This window comes from Hongsoonwoonella zoysiae, from assembly GCF_013266695.1.
GTDB classification, from domain to species: domain Bacteria; phylum Pseudomonadota; class Alphaproteobacteria; order Rhizobiales; family Stappiaceae; genus Hongsoonwoonella; species Hongsoonwoonella zoysiae.
Window position 1 is genome coordinate 692,670 of the sequence record NZ_JABRXF010000001.1, and the last position, 17,346, is coordinate 710,015.

The 17,346-nt window shown below is 63.3% G+C and carries 17 protein-coding genes; 10 read left to right on the top strand and 7 right to left on the bottom strand.

Annotation, left to right across the window (positions count from 1 at the left end):
* Nucleotides 1-8: 8 nt before the first annotated feature.
* On the top strand, nt 9-926 hold the full coding sequence (locus tag HPQ64_RS03190) for a LysR substrate-binding domain-containing protein (RefSeq protein ID WP_172886928.1): 918 nt from the start codon (nt 9-11) through the stop codon (nt 924-926).
* On the top strand, nt 923-1,309 hold the full coding sequence (locus HPQ64_RS03195) for a hypothetical protein (protein ID WP_172886929.1): 387 nt from the start codon (nt 923-925) through the stop codon (nt 1,307-1,309). The genes HPQ64_RS03190 and HPQ64_RS03195 overlap by 4 nt, the downstream gene beginning before the upstream one ends.
* 380 nt (nt 1,310-1,689) lie before the next feature.
* Here HPQ64_RS03195 and HPQ64_RS03200 read toward each other — a convergent pair whose 3' ends face one another.
* Nucleotides 1,690-2,061 (bottom strand): septal ring lytic transglycosylase RlpA family protein, encoded by a 372-nt coding sequence (locus HPQ64_RS03200; protein WP_172886930.1) that lies wholly within the window; start codon nt 2,059-2,061, stop codon nt 1,690-1,692.
* A gap of 311 nt (nt 2,062-2,372) precedes the next feature.
* Here HPQ64_RS03200 and HPQ64_RS03205 point away from each other — a divergent pair, with 311 nt between their 5' ends.
* On the top strand, nt 2,373-2,978 hold the full coding sequence (locus HPQ64_RS03205; protein WP_172886931.1) for a 2OG-Fe(II) oxygenase: 606 nt from the start codon (nt 2,373-2,375) through the stop codon (nt 2,976-2,978).
* Here the strand turns inward: HPQ64_RS03205 and HPQ64_RS03210 are convergent.
* Nucleotides 2,975-3,886 (bottom strand): methylated-DNA--[protein]-cysteine S-methyltransferase, encoded by a 912-nt coding sequence (locus HPQ64_RS03210; RefSeq protein ID WP_172886932.1) that lies wholly within the window; start codon nt 3,884-3,886, stop codon nt 2,975-2,977. The two genes, HPQ64_RS03205 and HPQ64_RS03210, sit on opposite strands and share 4 nt — an antisense overlap.
* Nucleotides 3,887-4,097: 211 nt before the next feature.
* Between HPQ64_RS03210 and HPQ64_RS03215 the strand changes: the two genes are divergently transcribed.
* On the top strand, nt 4,098-6,008 hold the full coding sequence (locus HPQ64_RS03215; protein WP_172886933.1) for an MliC family protein: 1,911 nt from the start codon (nt 4,098-4,100) through the stop codon (nt 6,006-6,008).
* A gap of 465 nt (nt 6,009-6,473) precedes the next feature.
* Nucleotides 6,474-8,168, top strand: coding sequence for a methyl-accepting chemotaxis protein (locus HPQ64_RS20540; protein WP_172886934.1), 1,695 nt, complete (start codon nt 6,474-6,476; stop codon nt 8,166-8,168).
* Nucleotides 8,169-8,240: 72 nt separating this feature from the next.
* Here the strand turns inward: HPQ64_RS20540 and HPQ64_RS03225 are convergent, their stop codons facing one another.
* The 4 genes from HPQ64_RS03225 to HPQ64_RS03240 all read right to left on the bottom strand — a co-directional run bounded on the left by HPQ64_RS03225 (nt 8,241) and on the right by HPQ64_RS03240 (nt 11,374).
* Nucleotides 8,241-9,617, bottom strand: a complete 1,377-nt coding sequence (locus HPQ64_RS03225; RefSeq protein WP_172886935.1) for a DEAD/DEAH box helicase — start codon at nt 9,615-9,617, stop codon at nt 8,241-8,243.
* A 323-nt stretch (nt 9,618-9,940) separates the two neighbouring features.
* Nucleotides 9,941-10,369 carry a protein tyrosine phosphatase family protein gene (locus HPQ64_RS03230; RefSeq protein ID WP_172886936.1) on the bottom strand — a complete coding sequence of 143 codons (429 nt, stop codon included), beginning with the start codon at nt 10,367-10,369 and terminating at the stop codon, nt 9,941-9,943.
* 124 nt (nt 10,370-10,493) lie between these two features.
* Nucleotides 10,494-10,928, bottom strand: coding sequence for a DUF6691 family protein (locus HPQ64_RS03235; protein ID WP_172886937.1), 435 nt, complete (start codon nt 10,926-10,928; stop codon nt 10,494-10,496).
* 17 nt (nt 10,929-10,945) lie between these two features.
* Nucleotides 10,946-11,374: a YeeE/YedE family protein gene (locus HPQ64_RS03240; protein ID WP_172886938.1), complete on the bottom strand. Its 429-nt coding sequence runs from the start codon at nt 11,372-11,374 to the stop codon at nt 10,946-10,948.
* Between the two features lie 215 nt (nt 11,375-11,589).
* Between HPQ64_RS03240 and hisF the strand changes: the two genes are divergently transcribed.
* From hisF to coaA, 3 genes are read left to right on the top strand one after another with little or no spacing between them, the layout of a single operon-like run.
* Nucleotides 11,590-12,369: an imidazole glycerol phosphate synthase subunit HisF gene (gene hisF / locus HPQ64_RS03245; RefSeq protein WP_172886939.1), complete on the top strand. Its 780-nt coding sequence runs from the start codon at nt 11,590-11,592 to the stop codon at nt 12,367-12,369.
* A gap of 21 nt (nt 12,370-12,390) precedes the next feature.
* Nucleotides 12,391-12,714 (top strand): phosphoribosyl-ATP diphosphatase, encoded by a 324-nt coding sequence (locus HPQ64_RS03250; RefSeq protein ID WP_172886940.1) that lies wholly within the window; start codon nt 12,391-12,393, stop codon nt 12,712-12,714.
* Between the two features lie 27 nt (nt 12,715-12,741).
* Nucleotides 12,742-13,737, top strand: a complete 996-nt coding sequence (coaA, locus tag HPQ64_RS03255) for a type I pantothenate kinase (RefSeq protein ID WP_172886941.1) — start codon at nt 12,742-12,744, stop codon at nt 13,735-13,737.
* 149 nt (nt 13,738-13,886) lie between these two features.
* On the opposite strand, the gene HPQ64_RS03260 is transcribed toward coaA, so the two are convergent.
* Complete coding sequence (locus tag HPQ64_RS03260) at nt 13,887-14,987, bottom strand: ABC transporter substrate-binding protein (RefSeq protein ID WP_172888482.1); 1,101 nt, start codon at nt 14,985-14,987, stop codon at nt 13,887-13,889.
* A 108-nt stretch (nt 14,988-15,095) separates the two neighbouring features.
* On the opposite strand from HPQ64_RS03260, the gene HPQ64_RS03265 reads away from it, so the two are divergent.
* Entirely contained in the window at nt 15,096-15,761 is a 666-nt protein-coding gene (locus tag HPQ64_RS03265; protein WP_172886942.1) for a response regulator transcription factor, read from the top strand.
* A gap of 10 nt (nt 15,762-15,771) precedes the next feature.
* Nucleotides 15,772-17,172, top strand: a complete 1,401-nt coding sequence (locus tag HPQ64_RS03270; RefSeq protein WP_172886943.1) for a sensor histidine kinase — start codon at nt 15,772-15,774, stop codon at nt 17,170-17,172.
* Nucleotides 17,173-17,346 lie beyond the last annotated feature (174 nt).

Genomic DNA, 17,346 nt, shown 5'->3' on the forward strand with positions numbered 1-17,346 from the left:
AATGAACATTGCGACGCGGTTTCCTGCCCCACGCCGACAGCCTGATCGCCTTCGAATGCGCCGCGCGCCACGGCAGCTTCACGAGGGCGGCGGAAGAACTGCACCTGACGCAAGGTGCCGTTTCCAAGCAGGTGCGCCAACTGGAAGACCGGCTGGGGGTGGAGCTTTTCAAGCGCGTGCGCCAGCGCATTCTGCTGACGGATGCCGGCAGGCTTTACCTGCACGACGTGCGCGAGGCGCTGGACCACCTGACGGGCGCGACCCGGCAGGTGATGTCGTTTGCGGGAAGTGCGGATGTGCTGAACCTCGCGACGCTACCAACCTTCGGCACCCGCTGGCTTGCCCCGCGCCTTGCGCGGTTCCACGAAATCTACCCTCAGGCGAGCTTCAATCTGGCGGTCCGCCTTCGCCCCTTCGACTTCGACAAGGAGCCTTTCGACGCCGCCATCCACCACGGCGAGGCGGTGTGGGCGGGCGGCGTCGTGGAGCCGCTTTTCGAGGAAGAAGTGGTGGCCGTCGCCTCGCCAGCCTTCAAGGAGCGGCATGCGATCCGGCAACCCGCCGACCTGACGCGTGTGACGCGGCTTCACCAGTCGACCCGCCCGCTTGCCTGGCGGCAATGGTTCGAGGCGGCGGGCATCGAGACCGACGCCGCCTTCCAGGGGCCGCGTTTCGAACAATTCGGAATGATCACGCAAGCCGCGGCACATGACCTGGGCGCGGCCCTTCTGCCGCGTTTCTTCATCGGAGAGGAACTGGCGTCCGGGCGGCTTACGCAGCTTTTCGGCTCTTCCCTGAAGCTCGATACGGCCTATCATTTCGTTTATCCGGAAAACCGGACGCTGCGCCCGGTCGTAACCGTCTTCAGGGACTGGCTCCTGGCGGAAGCGCGGGAACCCGCACCGGAAAGGACAGGCACGTCATGAAGTCCGCGATGATAACGGGGCTGTGCGCGACGCTTTTGCTGGCGGGACATGCAACGCAAGCAGGCGCGCAAAGCTCGACCCCGCCACTCCTGCACAGCACCCCTTCGACACCGCCGCTTAGCAACATCACCCCGCCGACACCGCCGAAAAGCGCGCTGACGCCAGCGCCGGCGCCACGCCGCCCGGACCCGCTTTCCCGCCCGCTGCCGCCGACACGCTACGGCCCGAACGCCGGCGAAAGACGGAGTTTCCCCGATCCACAGTTGCCGGACACGACCTTCAACCCGCGAAGGCCGGAGCGCGACCGCGTCAAGGAAAAGCTGGACGAGATGAAGCAGCACAGCAGCAGCAGCAGAAAACGGACTGAACGGCTCTACCCATAGGCAAACAGAAGACCGGCGAATGCGAATCCCGCAGCAGCCGAGACTGATTCCCGAAGGTGCCACGGGCGCATGCGGCCCGCATCCCCAATGCAAGTCATTGAAACCGAAGCGGCTTTTCAAAATGAAAACAGTTTACGCTTTGCTAAGCAAACGAATCCTGCTGTCTTGAGGCTGTCTCTTGTTCAGGAGATGCGGCGGTCCTGACCGGGCGGAACCCCCCTCCCTCCCCCTGGTCAGGACCGATTTTCTTTCTAGAGCGCTTTCCACGAAAGCGGGATCGCTTTCGTGACGAGAATTCGCTCCAGTAATACATGCTGGAGCATATCCTTTTCGAGAAATCCGATCCGGATTTCGCGGGATATGCACTAGGCTGCGGTCCGTCAACAGGCGTTGATGCTCTTGCCGCTTTCGGCGTCCATGACCTTCACACGCGCAACGCCCTTGCGAAGAAAGCCAAGCTCGCGCGCCGCGCGCCGGGATACATCTATGACACGGCCGCGCACGAAGGGGCCGCGATCGACGATCTTCAGGACGACCGACTTGCCGTTGGAGAGGTTTTCGACCTTCACTTGCGTTCCGAAGGGAAGCGAGCGGTGCGCCGCCGTCATCGCTTCCGGGTTAGCCATCACGCCGCTCGCGGTGCGGCTGGTGAGCTGATACCAGGACGCCTTGCCGCATTGGGCCTGGGCTTCGAAGGGAAAGGACATGGCGCCAAGCGCTATGATGCCGGCGACGGCCGTACGGTTCAACATGGAGCGCACCCTGCACAGTTGTCGATAAGGTTCGGCGGGGGTCGCTTGTAAACGCGAGCCTTTCTCCACCTGCAATGGGCCAACTGGCCGCCAACTTCGGCCAAATTGTGAACGCCGCGTAATATTTTTCGATACCGACCTGTCGGTGATGCGGATCGGCCACAAGCCGCAGCGCTACCTTTACGCGCGATAAAGGCGAATCCGCTTGCAAATCGCCGAGACTGGCCGCATATCGCTCTGCCGGTTGGAGACACCCGCCCCGAACGGCTTCGATGGCGCCGGATTCAGCGCTTTTTCGGAGGAAACGACCGATGATCCCCGTTTATGGCGCGCCGCTTGGCGAGATTGGCTACGGCAACCGCTTCGCACCCAATTACGTCGTGAGACCCGCCCTCTTTACCGCTGAAGAATGCGAGCGACTGATAGAGCGCTTCACGACCCGACACGCGGAAGATGCCGGCCTCGTCGGCGAGGTGAGCATGCCGGACATCCGCCGCACGGACGTGATCTGGCTGAAAGGCGAGGATACGGACGAATGGGTCATGCGGCGGATGATGGGCTTCGTTGCCGACATCAACCGTGAGGCTTTCGACTATGTGCTCGGCGGCTTCGACGAGGCGCTGCAGCTTACCCGCTACAGGGCGGAGGAGCGCGGCCACTACGACTGGCACTCCGACCGGGGCGGGCAGGGCTTCGGAAGGTTCCGCAAGCTGACAATCGTCGTGCAGCTTTCAGTGCCCGAAAGCTACGAGGGCGGCATGCTGGAGGTGAACGCCAGCGGCCGCGAAGAGGCGATGCCGCGCGAACGTGGCACGGCTATCGTCTTTCCAAGCTACGTGCTGCACAGGGTGACGCCGGTCACGAATGGCGTGCGCCACTCGCTCGTCACCTGGGTGCACGGGCCGAGCTTTCGTTAAGGCGTAATCGCGCCGGAAACGCCGGCCTCCCAGCCGAGGATCGCGCGCTTGCGGGTCAAGCCCCAGTGATAGCCGCACAGCGAGCCGCTGCGTCCGATCACCCGATGACACGGCACCACGAAGGAGATCGGGTTCTTGCCGACCGCCGTGCCGACGGCGCGCGCCGCCGTGGGTTTGCCCAGACGCTCGGCGATATCCGAATAGGTCGTCGCTCGCCCTAGCGGGATGCGCAGCAGCGTTTCCCACACCCGGATTTCGAAATCCGTTCCGATGAGCACTACTTTCAAGGGCTGATCCGGCGACCATTCCTCCCGGTTGAAGATGCGCCTCACGTAAGGCGCGGTCGCCGCGCGGTCTTCCACATATTCGGCTTTCGGCCAGCGCGATGTCATGTCTTCAAGCGCCGCCTCCTCTTCGCCGGGATCGGAGAAGGCGAGGCCGGCAAGGCCCATCTCCGTCGCCATGACGAGAACCTGCCCGAAGGGCGAAGGGTGAAAGCCGTAGGAGATGGTGAGGCCCGCGCCTTTTGCCCGGTAGACGCCCGGCGTCATCGCCTCGTGGGTGACGAAAAGGTCATGCAGGCGGGCGGGGCCGGAAAGGCCCACTTCCAGCGACGCGTCGAGCACGCTTGCCGAATCCTTGAGAAGCGCGCGCGCATGATCGAGCGTGATCGCCTGCAGGAACTGCTTCGGCGTGATGCCCGCCCAGCGCGAGAAAACCCTTTGCAGCTGGATTGGCTGGAGATCCAGATCATGCGCGAGCTCTTCCAGGCTCGGCTGCTCACGCCAGTTCTCGGTGATCGCCTGCAGCGTCCTGCGCACGACCTCATAGTCGCGCGAAGCGTCTTCCGTGCCTTCCGGAAGTGCCGTGCCGGCCATTGCCATGTCGATGGTTGCGGCTTGCGTCATGTCCCACCTTCAAATTCGTTTGCAGCGCGACAATACTCCGCCGGCAGGGCCAGTCTCCACCCGATTTGCGAGCGTGACGCGCCGAAGATGCCGCATTTTCATATTGAAGCCGGAATTCGGTCCGAAACGTTCAGCTTGGGTTCATCGGCAAGCGGGTATTTGCAAGATACCGAACATGCCACAAAGAAACGACGTCTTTTCGAGTAATCGGATGCCGACACAGATCCTCGCACTTCTCCGGCCTTACCGGCTCGCCGCTTGTGGCGCTATCCTTCTAATCCTTGGCGCCGGAGCGGCGATTGCCGAAACGCGCATCCTTTCCGTCGGCACGGATGACGCGGATGTGAATGTCGAGGCGGTCTATTTCGCCAATGAGCGGCTGAGGGAAGTCGGGCGCAGCGAAGACAACGTCTTCGTGGAAATCGGCAAGCCCGACGAAAGCTTCGTCTGCCGCAGATCGCTGCGTTTCCGCCTGTCGAACGGACACGAGCTGCGCAAGACGCTAGACCTTTGCGCGACCAACTACCAGGTCAGCGTCGCAACCGGCGAGGCGCTCAGAATCGAGCGCGAAGTCGTGATGATCGAGGTGGACGACGGCTCGGAAATCCGCGAGGTCAGGATTTCGGGAAGGCCTGCGAAAATCACCCGCAAGGCACCGGGCACGGCTTATGTCGAAGTGGAAGGCGACCCCGCGAACCAGGGGCGCATTACCTGCCGGCAGGACCTTCGCATCGTTTTGCAGGACGGGCGCATTCTCAACAAGGAAGACGACCTTTGCGGTGACAACAGGGTGTTCATCGCCGCGGATACGGCGGGCGAAGCCCGCCAAGGCGAACGCCAGCAGCGCACGGTGCGCCAGGCCGTGCCTTCGCGAACTTCACCTTCCGCACCGCCGCTCAGCGGGGGCAGCAGGCCGCAGCGGCCCGGACAGGACCGCTCAGGCGAAACCGATACGGCAAGAAGCACTCCGCGGGACACGCTCTCCGGCGAGGCCGATGCGAACGGCCTGCGCACCGATACGGGCGACGGTGAGGGCCTGCTCACCCGTTATGCAAACAAGCGGTGGATCGTCGAGGACCCATCCGGCACGGACCGGACGGCCGCTCTCATCTACGGCACGCCCGAGACCGACGACATCGCCTTTTACGCGACCTGCACCGCCGAAAGCGGCGAGGCGGAGATCACGCTGGCCGAATCCACCGATAGCTTGCGAGAAGGTTCTCCCGTCGATGTCGCGCTGCAGGCGCGCGAGGAGGCGCGCCGTTACCGCGCCGTCGGTGCGCCCCTTAACGAAGAGACCGACCAGTCGCACCCGACATTCACGATCGAGACCGGCGATCCGCTGTGGGAGGATCTCGCGCGCGGTTACGACCTGAAGGTCGGGATCGGGGGCGAATGGCGCTATTCCGTCTCGCTTGACGGGAGTGCCGCCAAGGTGCGCCGCTTCCACACGCTCTGCTCGCCGCCACAACGGATCGTAGAGGCAGACCCTGCCCGGCCAGCGCCCGGCTACGGACAAGGCGCGCCCGCCGTTCCCGCAGATGGGCCGACCTGCGCCAACGAAGGCGTGATCCGCGCGATAGCGAGCGACGAGCCGGCGTCGATCACCTTCCGCAACAACCGCCGTCAGCCCGTGTTCCTGAACTGGATCGACTATCGCGGCGACCGGGTGCTGGAGGCGAATATTCCGCCGGGTGGCGTTTTGCGCCAGCCAACGGTGATGGGCCACCCCTGGCTCGTCTCCTCACCGCGCGGCCGGTGCCTCGGTATCTATCTACCCTCCCGCAGCGCCCGCGTCGTCGACATTCGCCCCGGACGCCCGCAAGCGCCGGTGGCTCCCCCGCCTGTGGCCGCACCGTACGAACCGCCTTATCCGACGCGGCCACGGGTGAGCGATGCCGACTACGCCTGCGATTACGGCACGCAACTCAACGTCATTTTCGACAATAGCCGCAATGTCGCCGTGGTGCGCGAATTCGGCCTGTCACCCGTCACGCTCTACCAGCGACGCTCGGGCTCCGGCTTCTTCTACAAGCTCAGAGGCTATGAACTGAGAGGCAGCGGCAACCGGGCAACATGGCTCAGGCCCGGCGCGCCGCCGGTCGCCTGCCGTGTTTTCTAGAGCGCTTTCCACGAAAGCCGAATCGTTTTCGTGACAAAACATCGCTCCAGAATCAATGTCTTGAGCATATCGGGACAGGACGGCCGTTCCCCTTCCCGCCTTCGCCGGCAAATGCGGACCTTCGGCTGCGGCAGCAACATGAAGACACTGTGAAAGCCATGTCGAACAGGCCAATGCCATCTCCGTCAGTTCAACGGAAGTTCCTAGCCATCAGCGTTTTTTCAGGTCGGCACAAGGCCCGCAACTGAGGAAATCCTTGGCGTTTGCGGCCGGACATTGTGAAATATCACGACCCCCAGAGGTTACTCTAGGTCCCTGATATTGTAATATTTTTAACTCCCTCAAGCTACCGGTATTCGCCGACGAGTGATGTCGCGGGACGTCGTGGCCGTTTCGAATGCCTACGACAGTGGAGCCTTGGAAGCCTGGCGGCCCGGAGGTATTTGAGTTCATGGAGTCACCGGAATGTTTCTCGCCCGCCTGTCCATTTCCAAGAAAATCGCAATTCCGACCGTAATCGTCGCGCTGCTGGCCGTTGCCCTGGCCGTCGTAGGTCTCACCTCGCTGCGCACCGCAATGCTTGAAGAGCGGCTCCGCAGCATCGAGGCGCTGGCCGAAAGCGGGGTTGCCATCGCGCAACATTTTCACGAGCTGGAAAAGAGCGGGAAGCTGACGCGAGAGCAGGCCCAGGCGGCGGCGGCGGAATCGATCGGCGCCATGCGCTACGGCAACAACGACTATCTCTTCGGATTTACCGAGAACGATGGCACGAACGTTTTTCACGTAAATCCCGCCCTCGTGGGCAAGAAGATGATGGGCGCCGAAGACAAGAACGGCGTGCCATTCATCCGCAAACTGATCGCGCAGGGAAAAAGCGGCGGTGGTGAAGTGTTGTTTCACTGGCCGCGCGCCGGCAGCGACGTTCCGGCAGCGAAATACGGCTGGGGCGAATCCTTCGCACCCTGGGGTTGGATGATCGGCACCGGCGCCTATGTGGACGACATCGACGCCGCCTTCTGGAGCGAAGCCATGCGCGTCCTCCTCATAGGCCTTGGAGGCGCCGTTATCGCCGCGCTTATCGCCATGGCTTCGATTCGCAACATCACCCGTCCGCTTCTCAAGCTGACCGAAGGCATGCGTCAACTGGCCGACGGCAAGGAGGATGTGTCGATAGATGCTTTCGACCGGCACGACGAGATCGGGCGGATGGCCGACGCCATGAAGGTGTTCGTGGCCAACGAAGCCGCCCGCAAGGATCTGATGTCACGCGATCATGAGCGTCAGGAAGAAGCCGCCCGGCGGGCCGACGACATACAGGCGCTTTGCGCGGCCTTCGACCGGGAGGTGACCGGCCTGGTCGATACGGTCGGCAAATCCGTGACCGAGCTGCAGAATGCGGCCGCCAACCTGACCGCCGGCGCGGAACGAACCACGGAACAAAGCGTCGCGGGGTCCACCGCCGCCGAGCAGGCCTCAAACAACGTGAAAAGCGTGGCTGCCGCTGCCGAGGAACTGTCGGCATCTGTTGCCGAAATCAGCCGCCAGGTGCAGTCGTCCAGCGAAATCGCCGCTCGGGCGGCGTCCGAAGCGGGGCGCACGAACGACCGCATGAAGGGGCTGGCCGATACGGCCGGAAAGATCGGCGAGGTCGTGACGCTGATCCAGGCGATCGCCGAACAGACCAACCTTCTTGCGCTCAATGCCACCATCGAAGCCGCGCGTGCCGGAGAATCCGGCAAGGGCTTCGCGGTCGTCGCGGCGGAAGTGAAGGAACTGGCCAACCAGACCTCCAAGGCGACGGAGGAAATCGGCGCGCAGATCGCCGAAATCCAGAACCAGACGACGGATGCGGCAAGCGCGATCTCATCGGTAACCGACACGATCCTGAAGATGAACGATATCGCCTCGGCTATCGCCGCCGCTGTGGAAGAGCAAGGTGCGGCGACAAGCGAGATCGCGCGAAACGTCAGCGAAGCATCCAAAGGCACACAAGCCGTGACGGAGAATATCGCCATGGTTTCCACGGCAGCACAGGACACCCATGCCGCGTCCGAGACCGTCGATCTTTCCGCAGGCCGGCTGCAGGAAAATTCAGGCCGGCTTCGCGAACTGGTAAGCCAGTTCCTCGGCAGCGTGCGCGCACGCTCCAACGCAGCCTGAACCGGCCGCAGGAAAAAGAAAAACCCGGCGGAAGGGTGCTTCCGCCGGGTTTTTTCATGTTTTCACAAGATGTTATCGCCCGGCGCGTTCGCCTTCCGCCTGGCGCGGGCGGCGGTTGGGCCGTCCCACTTCAGAGGACTTGCGGGAACGCCCGCCGAAACCGCTTTCATTGTCTGCGGAAAACCGCTTGCCGCGCGCTTCGCCGCCGCGCGAACGATTGCCCTGCGGCTTGCCGTCACGGGCATTGCCGCCGTTCGGCCGGGACTGGCCACGCCCGCGCCCGCCATTACCACGGCGCGGTTCGACCTCCTCACCTGGTTGCGGCTCGAAGCCGCTCATCACGTCGAGCGCCTGTTTCGTCAGCCGCTCGATCGCGCGAAGCTGGCCGCGCTCATCCGCGCTGACCAGCGAAATCGCCTGGCCCGATGCGCCCGCACGCGCCGTGCGCCCGATGCGATGCACATAGGTTTCCGGCACATCAGGCATTTCGTAATTCACGACGTGGCTGACGCCGCCGATATCGATGCCGCGCGCGGCGATATCGGTCGCGACCAGCACCTTGAGCCTGCCCGATGAAAAGCCGGCAAGAGCCTTCTGCCGCTGGCCCTGGCTCTTGTTGCCGTGAATGGCGACGGCCGCGATGCCCTTTTCCTCCAGCGTACGCGACACGCGGTCCGCACCGCGCTTGGTGCGGGTGAAGACGATGGCGCGCGTCACCTCGTCGGTGGACAGAATATCGCCAAGCACCGCCGGCTTGCGCCCTGCCGGAACATGCGCGACCGCCTGGGAAACGCGCTCCACCGTGGTGGCAGCCGGCGTAACGGCGACCTGCGCCGGATCGGTGAGGAAGGAAGCGGCGAGGTCCGCGATTTCCTTCGGCATCGTCGCCGAGAAGAAAAGCGACTGGCGATCCTTCGGCAAGAGAGACGCGATCCGCTTCAGCGCATGAATGAAGCCGAGGTCCATCATCTGGTCGGCCTCGTCGAGGACGAAGAATTCCAGGTCGTCGAAGTGGAGCGCCCGCCGGTCGTAAAGATCGATCAGCCGCCCGGGGGTGGCGACGAGGATGTCGAGACCCCGGCTCATCATGCGGATCTGACGGCCTATCGGCACGCCGCCGATGACGACATTCACGTTCATGCGGGCCTTGGCGGCGTATTTACGGATATTCGTGGCAATCTGATCCGCCAGTTCGCGCGTCGGAGCGAGCACAAGGCCGCGAGTGCCGCGCGGGCTGGGGCGGATGTTCGTGGCGAGAAGCCGGTCGATCATCGGCAGCGAGAAGGCCGCCGTCTTGCCGGTGCCGGTCTGGGCGATGCCGAGAAGGTCTCGACCCTCAAGCACGAGAGGAATCGCCTGAGCCTGGATCGGCGTCGGCGTGGAGTATTCGGCGCTATCAAGCGCAAGAAGGATCGGGCGGGCAAGCCCGAGGGAATGAAAATCGGTCAAGTGAGTTCTTTCAGGTTTTGCGGGTCGGCAGCTTCTGTCCGCTCCGGCCGCAATGCGAACGATATCCGCGCGCCGGCCCGTTGTTGGGGCGTCGCGGTTGGAAACAGGCCTCGCGTGAAGGAAGCCCCGTACGAAATCAGGGGAGGAAGGCGTTCGTAAAGCCCGGCCGGCCGGGACATGCCCGAACGTTTGGCCGCTCACGCTGCAATGGATCGAACGCCGCGCAGGCCTTCATGTGACCGGTTTCGCGCGGCGTGTCAAAGGAATTCTTTTTGCAGCGCAAAAAGATATAGGTCCGCCTGCCAGAATTTTCGCCCCGCCAGTCAGCCCGCCGAGCGCTTCTCCAGAACCGGGCGAAGGCCCTCCAACTGATAGCCCGCATCGAGCGCGGTGGAGAGAATCTCGCTCGGCTCATCCTTGCGAAGCGACCTGGCCAGCGCCCAAAGCGCAGTGCAGCGCGTGCCCGTCCGGCAATAGGCAAGGACGGGCTTTTCCACCTCGTCCAGAAGAGCGGCGAAACTGTCGCCATCGCCTTCGGTCACGCCGCCCGAAATCACCGGCATGAAGCGGAAATCGAGGCCGAGCGCACGCGCCGCCTCCTCGACATCGGCCGAATCGGGCTGGCCCGCCTCCTCGCCGTCCGGCCGATTGTTGATGATCGTGCGAAAACCCGCGGCCTTGATGGCCTCAAGGTCTTCCACGCCGATTTGCGGCGAAACGGCAACTTCCGGAGTCAAACGTCTGATTTCCATATGGCGTCGTCCACGTGCTTTGCTTTGGCCGGCAAGGGCCGCATCCGATCTGAATTTCGACGCATACTGCCCCGGTTCGCCGGAAATTTCAGCCCCGTATTTCAAACCGCCGCCAACTTCCGCGTCAGGCCGGATGGGCGGAGCGCAAACGCCAGCTTTCCACGTAATTGGCAACGAGCATGCCGGCGATGACGGCGCCAATGAAAACCCAGGGCTCGACGCGCCCGATGCCAAGCGCCGGGACCACACCGCCCGGACAAAAGCCGGAAAGCCCCCAGCCGATGCCGAAAGTGGCGGCACCGCCAACGAGGCGCAGATCGATATCCCGTCTGGTCGGGATGGAAAAGCTGTTTGCGAAAGCCGGATGGGGCGCCTTGAGCACGATCCGGTAGCCGATGGCGGTGACGACAAGCGCGCCGCCCATGACGAAAGCCAGGCTCGGATCCCAGGTGCCGGCGAAATCGAAGAAATTCAGCACCTTTGCCGGGTCGATCATACCGGAGATGGCGATGCCGAGGCCGAAGATCAGGCCGAATGCGAAAGCCGATATCATTTTCATGGTCTCAAACCCTCGTATCAAAGGCCGAAGACGTGGCGAACGAGGAAGACCGTCACCGTGGTCGTCGCCATGAAGGTCACGGTCGCCGCGATCGAACGCGGGGAAACCCGCGCCATGCCGCATACGCCATGCCCCGACGTGCAGCCCGAGCCATAGGAGACGCCGATGCCGACGATGAACCCGCCTATCAAAAACATCGGGACGGAAACGGGAACGTCGATCTTCGGCATGCCGCCCGTAATCAACGCATAGGCGAGCGGGCCGCAGATCATGCCGGCCAGAAAGGCCGCCCGCCAGGCCCAGTCGTCGGCGATCTTCGGCGGCAGAAGGCCGCCCAGAATACCGGTGACCCCGGCGATCCGTCCATGAACCGCCATGAGAAGAACGGCGGAAAGCCCGATCAGGGCTCCGCCCAGCGCGGAAAGAAACGGTGTGAATTCGGTCATTGGTCGATCCGTTGTGAAAAGCCCGGCCTGCCGCCTCTCGCAAACGCGGGGAAAGGAATTTTGTTTTATATATTCGAATAATCGAATTTAACAAGACCGGCGGCGCCCGAATCCGCGGTAACGCGGCTTGGGAGGCAAAACCCCTGCACAAGCCCATGTTTTTTGCTATGAAACGGATTTGACAGACTGCGCATTTGCCGTAGAGGACCAGTTACGTGACCCTGAAAGCCCGCATCATCCCGTGTCTCGACGTCAAGGACGGGCGCGTCGTCAAGGGCGTGAACTTTGTCGACCTGGTCGACGCGGGCGACCCGGTGGAGGCTGCGAAGGCCTATGACGCGGCAGGCGCGGACGAGCTTTGCTTTCTCGACATCACCGCAAGCCACGAGGGGCGCGACACGATCTTCGACGTCGTCCGGCGCACGGCAGAGGCCTGCTTCATGCCGGTGACAGTCGGCGGCGGCGTGCGCACGGTGGAAGATATCCGCAAACTGCTGATCGCGGGCGCGGACAAGGTTTCCATTAACACGGCGGCGGTGACGAACCCGGATTTCGTGCGCGAGGCGGCGGAAAAGTTCGGCTCTCAGTGCATCGTCGTCTCGATTGACGCCAAACAGGTGAACAAGCCGGACGAGCGGGAACGCTTCGAAATCTTCACGCACGGCGGACGCAACGCCACCGGCATCGATGCCGTGGAATTCGCCAAGAAGGTGGTGGAACTGGGAGCCGGCGAGCTGCTCGTCACCTCCATGGACCGCGACGGAACGAAAGCGGGCTACAACATCGCGCTGACGCGGGCGATCGCCGATGCCGTAAACGTTCCCGTGATCGCTTCCGGAGGCGTGGGCAACCTGGAACACATGGTGGAAGGCATACGCGACGGCCATGCGACGGCCGTCCTCGCCGCCTCGATCTTTCACTTCGGTACGCATACGATCCGCGAGGCAAAGACGCATATGGCCACCGCCGGCATCGCCATGCGCCTCGACGGCTGAAGGGCACTGGACCTCAGACCAATGACGGAATTCACACTTACCGATCTTGACCGCATTATCGGCGCGCGCGCGGCGAGCGACGATGCCATGTCCTATACCCGCAAGCTGATGGACAAGGGCGTGCCCAAGATCGCGCAAAAGGTGGGCGAAGAAGCCGTTGAAGCCGCGATTGCCGCCGTCAAGGGCGACAGGAGCGAACTGACCGGGGAGGCGGCTGACCTGCTCTACCATCTTCTGGTCCTTCTGCGGGCGAGCGATATCGCCCTTGAAGATGTCATGGCGGAACTTTCCCGCCGCACCGCCCAGACCGGGCTTGAGGAAAAGGCTTCGCGCCCGGCCGGGTGACGGTGCCTGAAAAGGAGACGGTGCAGGATGCCTGACAGCACCGTGAACGCCATGCGGACGGATGAGGGCATTGCCGACATGACGCAGCCCGACCTTTCGCCCTATCGCGTCTTCACCGAAGCCGAGTGGAGCCACCTGCGCGCCGATACGCCGATGACGCTGACGGCGGCGGAAGTGCAGCGCATGGAAGGCCTGAACGACCCGGTCTCGCTCGACCAGGTGGAGACGATCTACCTGCCGCTGTCCCGGCTTCTGTCGTTCTACGTGGAGGCGACACAGGCGCTGCACCGGGCGACAAACCATTTTCTCGGCGTCAACGACGGCAAGAACCCCTTCATCATCGGTATCGCCGGATCTGTCGCGGTCGGAAAATCGACCACTTCCCGCGTGCTCCAGGCGCTGCTGGCGCGCTGGCCGTCGACGCCGAAGGTCGATCTCGTCACCACCGACGGTTTCCTTTATCCGAACGCCGTTCTGGAGGCCGAGGGCCTGATGCGCCGCAAGGGCTTTCCCGAAAGCTTCGACCGGGGAGCCCTCCTCCAGTTCCTTTCAGACATCAAGGCCGGCAAGCGCAACGTCAAGGCGCCGATCTATTCGCACTTCTATTATGACATCATGCCCGGCCAACATGTGATCGTCGACCGGCCGGACATTCTCATTCTGGAGGGGCTCAACGTCCTGCAAACTTCGAACCTGCCGAAGGACGGCAAGGCGATCCCCTTCGTTTCCGACTTCTTCGACTTCTCGATCTATATCGACGCGGAGATGGACATCCTGCGGCGCTGGTACATGGAGCGGTTCATGCGCCTGCGCGAAACCGCCTTCCGCGACCCGGGCTCCTACTTCCACCGCTATTCGCTGATCGAGGATGCCGAGGCGAAACGCATTGGCGAGGACCTGTGGGCGAAGATCAACCTCGTCAATCTTACCGAGAACATCCTGCCGACGCGCCCGCGCGCCGACCTGATCCTCACCAAGGGCGAAAGCCACGAGATCGAGCAGGTGGCGCTGCGGAAATTGTGACGTGTGAGTTGCTCATTTGGATTGGACGCGCTCGCGCGCGACCGATGCGCTGGATACCGGCTCATCGTTCAGCTTCGCTTCACTTGTCCGGTATGACGTCCTTCGTAAAGCCGGATATCTTTCTTATGGCAACCTATCCCGGATGACCTCTACTGAACCCGCAAGGCATCGTTCCAGCGGTCGAGCAGGCGCTGGCGCTTGACCTGGTCGAGATAGACGACGAGCGCAGGCCCCACCGGGACGGGGCGAAGGCGCGCACCATAAGTCCCATGCATATGCGAGGCGGTGTTTTCGCCCTCGACCGCCGGATGAAGCGCCGGCAGGCCGGTTTGCGCCGCGATCAGCCGCTGACCGCCGATCGACAGCAGGAAATCGAGAAAAGCCGCGCCGAGATCCGGCGAGGCCGCGTTCCGGGGCACGAGGCCGGTGCGCGTCATCACCACCGTATAATCCTCCGGCAGGACGATGCCGAGGTCCGGCGCATTGCGCGCCCAGCCAGCCGCGTAGGAGCCCAGAATGTTGTAGCCGAGCGCGAAGCGCCCGTCGGCGACACGTTCCACGATGGCCGAGGAGTTGGAGTAAAGCTTTACGCCAGCCGCGCCGAGGGCGTTGAATAGCGACCATATCTTGCGGTTATGTTCGCTGTCGCGAGCGAGGAAGAAGAGGCCGAGCCCGGCCCGCTCCACGTCATAGGTGCCGACCCGCCCGTAAAGCTCAGCCTCATTGGCCTTCAGATATTCTGCAAGATCGGCGCGGGTGCGCGGCGGTTGCCGCCCATCAAAGGCGGTCTTGTTGTAGATGATGACCGCAGGCTCGAAGGTGACGCCGAACACCGTGTCGCGCCACTTAGACCAAGAAGGCATCGCTCCGGCGGAGGCAAGTTCCAGGGGCTGGGCATAGCCGTCATTGGCAAGCTTCACCTGCAGGTCCATCGCCGAGGAAAAAGCGATATCCGCCGTCTCCTCACCCCTGTCCGTTTCTTCCAGAACCCTTGCGTAGATTTCCTGGGTCTGCAGCTCCCAATAGTCTATCGCGATACCCGGCCGCGCCTCGCGAAACGCCTGCAAAAGCGGCTCGGCGATGTCGGCATCGAGCGATGAATAGATTTTCAGCGTTCGCTTCGACCCGCTTTCATCGAGCGCGGGATAAACCCTCGTCACCTCGGCGGCGACAGCCGGGTGCAACACCGAAGGCACGGAAAGGGCAAGCGCGAAGGCGAATGCAAGGCGGCGTATGGTGAAATGCGTCATGAGCGGAGTATGATCGGCCACAGGCGCCAATCTCAAGGCAGAAAAAGAAAGTACCCTAGAGCGATTTCTTATCACGAAAGCGCTCTAGAAAAGACGGGAAGGAAACCCTTGCGCATCCTGATCGTGGAGGACAACGCAACCCTGGCCGAGGGCCTGACCTCGGTTTTGAGATCAAGCGGCTATGTTGTCGATGCCGTCGGTGACGGGGAAAGCGCTATGGCGGCCTTGGCCGCGCATTCGTTCGACCTCGTGCTGCTCGACCTTTCGCTGCCGGACATGGACGGGCTCGACATTCTGTCCGACATCCGGGCGCGGGGCGCGGATTGCGCCGTCCTGGTGCTGACGGCGCGCGGCGCGCTGGATGAGCGTATTCGCGGGCTCGACAAGGGTGCGGACGACTATATGACCAAGCCCTTCGAGGTGGGGGAGGTGGAAGCGCGCATCCGCGCGCTCCTGCGCCGGCTTGCCGGCGCGCGGGATGCGCGGCTCGAATGCGGGCCGCTGACTTTCGACCTGAACGCGCGTCAGGCTGCATTGAACGGCACGCCGCTCGATCTGCCGGCGCGCGAGCTGAACGTCCTTCAGATCCTGATAAGCCGGGCGGAAAAGGTCGTCTCCAAGACGCGGATCGCGGAGCGGCTTTCGGAGTTCGACGAGGACATCAGCGACAACGCCGTGGAGCAATATGTTTCCCGGCTGAGAAAGCGACTTGAACCGCATGGCGTGCGCATACGCACGGCGCGGGGGCTTGGCTATTGCCTGGAAGCGGGCTGATCGAAACGCGATGCTGCGCCGCCCGGGTTCCCTCACTTCGCGACTGCTGCTCTGGCTGCTTTTGCCCCTGAGCCTGCTGGCCGCGCTCGGCCTGATCGACACCTACCGGGAGGCGCGCGAGACGGCGAACGACGTGTTCGACCGGGTGCTCGCGGGATCGGCCCTTGCGATTGCCGAGCGCGTCGCCGTCGGTACGGACGGGCTTCTGGAGGTGGACGTGCCCTATGTCGCGCTCGAAATGCTGACGAGCGCGGCAGAGGACCGCGTTTTCTACCGGGTGGAAGGCCCGCCCGGCGTCTTCGTGACCGGATACCGTCAGCTTCCTGTGCCGGAGCCGCATGCGCAGAGGGAAATCGCCAGCGACGTGGAGTTTTCCGACCAGGAATTTCGCGGAGAGCCTATCCGTGTTGCCCTGTTAAACGGGGCTGCCTCATCCGGCGAGCGTTCGCTCGCCTTCCGCGTGGCGGTGGCGGAAACGACGACGGCGCGCCAGGCGCTTGCGCGCGACATCCTGCTGCGATCCGCGGCAAGGCAGGGCCTGTTGATCCTGATTGCGGGTGCTGCCGTCCTGTTCGGCGTACGTCGCGCACTCCGCCCCCTGACGAGGCTTGAAAAAGCCATCGACCGGCGCAGCGAGGACGACCTGAGCCCGATCCGCCAGAGCGTGCCGCAGGAGGTGGAGCGCCTTGTCGGTGCGATCAACGGCTTCATGCGACGGTTGAGGACAGCGCTCGATGCTTTGAAACACTTCACCGGCAACGCCTCGCACCAGCTCAGGACCCCGCTTGCCGTCATCCGCACGCAGATCGAGCTTGCCCGGCGCGCGGAAGACCGGGAGGGCGTGCGCAAAGCCCTGGACATGGCCGACAGGGCGGTGCTGCTGAGCGAACGCACGCTTTCCCAGCTCCTGCTGCTTGCCCGCGTGGACGAAGCCTCCGTCGACCGTGACGGGGGAGCGGCCATCGACCTGCAGGAAACCGCAAGATCCGTGACCGAGGACCTGGAGCCGGCGGCGGCGAAGGCCGGCCTCGACCTGGGCTTTGAGGCCGAAGGCGATGGCGGCCCCTATATTCACGGCAATCACATGCTTCTTGGCGAACTCGTCAGGAACCTGGTCGAAAACGCGATCCACCACGCGGGCAGCGGACGATCCGCGACCGTGCGCGTTCGAGACGACGGCAACCGGGCCATCCTGGAAGTGGAAGACGACGGGCCGGGCATTGCCCGCGAAAACCGGGAAAAGGCTCTGGCGCGTTTCGAGCAGCTTTCGGGCGATGCGGCAGGCGGCGCCGGGCTCGGCCTTGCGATCGTGACGGAAATCGCAGGCGTCATGTCAGGCGATGTGGCCCTTGGCGACGCGCCTGGCGGGGGCCTGAAGGTGGAGGTAACCTTCCCGCGCGCCGCTACATAAAGAAAGGGCTGCGCATGACGGCACAGCCCGCTAGTCACCCGAATCCGAAGTTCGTCTAAATTCCCGACGTACTCTGAACGAACTTCAGATTCAAAAGGGTGACAGCCAAATTTATGTTTCCATTGTGGTTTTCGAATTTGAAATACGCTGCGGCGATGGCTGCTGAACTGAGGC